Annotated in this window: 3 protein-coding genes; all 3 read right to left on the reverse strand. The window is 70.7% G+C overall.

From position 1 onward, the window contains the following. Positions 1–229 (reverse strand): hypothetical protein (locus tag OXU43_06680; protein MDD9824838.1); only part of this gene is annotated, 229 nt, incomplete at its 3' end. After that, positions 226–1,626 (reverse strand): aminodeoxychorismate synthase component I, encoded by a 1,401-nt coding sequence (gene pabB, locus OXU43_06685; GenBank protein ID MDD9824839.1) that lies wholly within the window; start codon positions 1,624–1,626, stop codon positions 226–228. The genes OXU43_06680 and pabB, both read right to left, overlap by 4 nt. 23 nt (positions 1,627–1,649) lie before the next feature. Further along, positions 1,650–2,717, reverse strand: coding sequence for a hypothetical protein (locus OXU43_06690; protein MDD9824840.1), 1,068 nt, complete (start codon positions 2,715–2,717; stop codon positions 1,650–1,652). Positions 2,718–2,745: the final 28 nt, after the last annotated feature.

Here is a 2,745-nt window from a genome sequence, read left to right on the forward strand (position 1 = left end):
AGAGCATGTGGCCGTATTGACGCATGCCGAGCAGCGCCATGCGGTGCGCCGCGTCGTCGGCGAATCGCCAGCGACCCTGCGCCCGGCGCACCTGGTCGGCGAAGGGGCCGCCGCCGGGGACGATCACGCCGCTGTCGGCGCCGCCGCCGATTTGCGCCGCGTGCGCCAGCGCGCGCGCGAGTTCGGGGCGGGCATAGAGGCTGCCGCCGACTTTCAGTACCCATTTCACCCGCCGGGCGCGCCGAACAGGCGCATCATCGAGGAAACCTTGTCCAGCGTTTCCTGGTACTCGGCCTCGGCCACGGAGTCGGCGACGATGCCGCCGCCGCCGTGGAATACGACCCGTCCCGGCAGGTGACAGGCGGTGCGGATGGCGACGCTCAGGTCCATGTCGCCGTGGCGGCTCAGGTAGCCGATGGCGCCGCAATAGACGCCGCGCCGGTCCGGCTCCAGCTCCTCGATGATCTCCATGGAGCGCAGCTTCGGCGCGCCGGTGATCGAGCCGCCGGGGAAGCAGCCCTGCAACAGGTGCAGCGCGTCCCTGTCGGCGGCCAGTTCGCCCTCTATCGCGCTGACCATGTGGTGGACGTTGGCGAAGCTCTCGATGTCGAATAGCCGGCTGACGCGGATCGAGCCGGGGCTGCAATTCTTGCCGATGTCGTTGCGCAACAGGTCCACGATCATCAGATTCTCGGCGCGATCTTTGTCGCTGTGTCGCAGCGCCTCGATTTCCCGGCGGTCCTGTTCTGGCGTCCGGCGCCGCGGCCGGGTGCCTTTGACCGGCAGGGTCTGGACATGACTGCCGCGCAACCGCAAAAAGTTCTCCGGCGAAATGCTGAGCACCTGCAGGTCTCCGAAATCCAGGTAGGCGGAGAAGGGGGCCGGGTTGAGTTGGCGCAGGCGCCGGTACAGCTGCCACGGGTCGCATTCGATCTCCACCGTGAACTTCTGCGCCAAGTTCACCTGGTAGCAGTCGCCGGAGCGGATATAGCCCTGGATCGTCTGGAAGCGCTCGATATAGCCGCGCCGGTCCATATTCGCCACCGGCGGCGAGCGGATGCGGCAGGCCGCCGGCGGCGGGTGTGCCGGCGCGGCCGGGGCGGGTGCCGACAGCAGCCGCAGGACGGCCTCGAAGTCGTCCTGGCCGAAGCGTTCGCCGGGGCGTCCTACCAGGGAGAGCTCCCGCCGCCGGTGATCCGCGATCGCCGCCCAGTCGTAGATGCCGAGCAGGATCTCCGGCACCCGTTCGCGGTCGGCTGCGATCTGCGGCAGCCTCTCGATGCGCCGGCCCAGGTCGTAGCCGAAGTAGCCGATGGCGCCGGTCTGGAACGGGCAGGGGGCGCAATCGCGGGGCGCGCAATCCAGGTACTCGCGGTCCCAGATGTGGGCGCGCACGACCTCGAACGGGTCGCCGGAATGGTCGCGGCGCCCGCCGTCCGCCGATTCCACGGTAGTGTGCCCGTCGCGGCTGCGGATCAGGCTGCCGGGGTCGGCGGCAAGGATGTCGTAGCGCCCCTGGCCGCCGCGTGCCGCCCCGCTGTCGAGGAAGACCGCGCCCGGCCGGCCCAGCAGTCGCTCGAACAGTGTTGCGGTGTCTTCCGTATAGGGCAGGGATCGGCGCCACATCGCGCCTGCCGCGGCGGCCGGCTTCAACGCCTCGCTCCCGCCAGTCGCTGCGCGAGGCAGGCCACGCTGACGGCGGCCGCGCAGTCGTCGGCTCGTTCCCGCAGGGCTTGGGGCGCCGGGCCCAGCAATTCGCTGAAGCGGAGGAAGCGGCAGGCATGGCGCCGCGCCGCCCGCCCGGCCACCCGCCGCGCCAGGAAACAGCCGCTGCCGGCGCCGACGATAGCAGCCGGGGCGGCGCAGGATGCCGCCGCCAACAGGCGCCGGACGCCTGCCGCGATCCTGCGTTGCTGCACGGTTGCAATGGCCCGGGCGGCGGCGCGCCAGTATTCGAGCTCGGGCTCCTCGTAATCGCGGCCGAACATCCGCGCCAGGCGCCGCGCGCTGCCCTGCGGCGTCTTTTCGCCCTGGTCGCATGCCGGGTGTTGGTCGGCTCGTTCCGGCAGTTCGCCCAGTAGCCGGTACACGTCCGCCGTGACGGCGAAATATTCCGCCATCACCGAATGCTCCGTCCCGCCGATGCGGAAGCGGTCGGCGATGGCCATGACCGGCGTGCGGGTAACGCCAGTGTAGAGCAGTTCGCCCGCCCTCATGCGCTCCGCATCGGTGCGTGCCGTCGCCTGCACTCGCTTGCCCCGAAACGGCGCCAGATCGGTAGTAGTGCTGCCGATGTCCAGCAGCAGCCCGTCGCCGGCCCGTTGCGCCGTCCAGCTGGCGGTCGCATGCCAGTTCATCGAGGCGACTCGCTCCGGGCGTCCCGCGGCCTCCGAGGCATCCATAATCCCTGCCGTGCCGGCATACGCCAGGAAAGGGCGTCCCAGCAGCTGCCGCATTTCCGCGACGATCGCGGCTACTCCCTCGGCGCGGCTGCGAAAGCAGTCGGCCAGTTCGCCGCTCATGGTTACCACGTGGAGCGCGTTGCCGCCGCTGTCCAGCGCCTTGGCGCAGAGTCGGTGCGCCGGAGTCAGCCGCTCCAGGCCCAGCCATAGGGGGCAGGCCGCTTGCGTGACGTGCGTGAGCCTCCCGTCCGGCGCCAGCCGCGCCGCTTTCAGATGGGCGCCGCCCACGTCCCAGCCGACGACCTCAGCCGCCATCGCAGCGCACCTCGACTGTGGCACGGTT

The sequence above is a fragment of the Gammaproteobacteria bacterium genome (genome assembly GCA_028817255.1).
GTDB classification, from domain to species: Bacteria; Pseudomonadota; Gammaproteobacteria; order Porifericomitales; family Porifericomitaceae; genus Porifericomes; species Porifericomes azotivorans.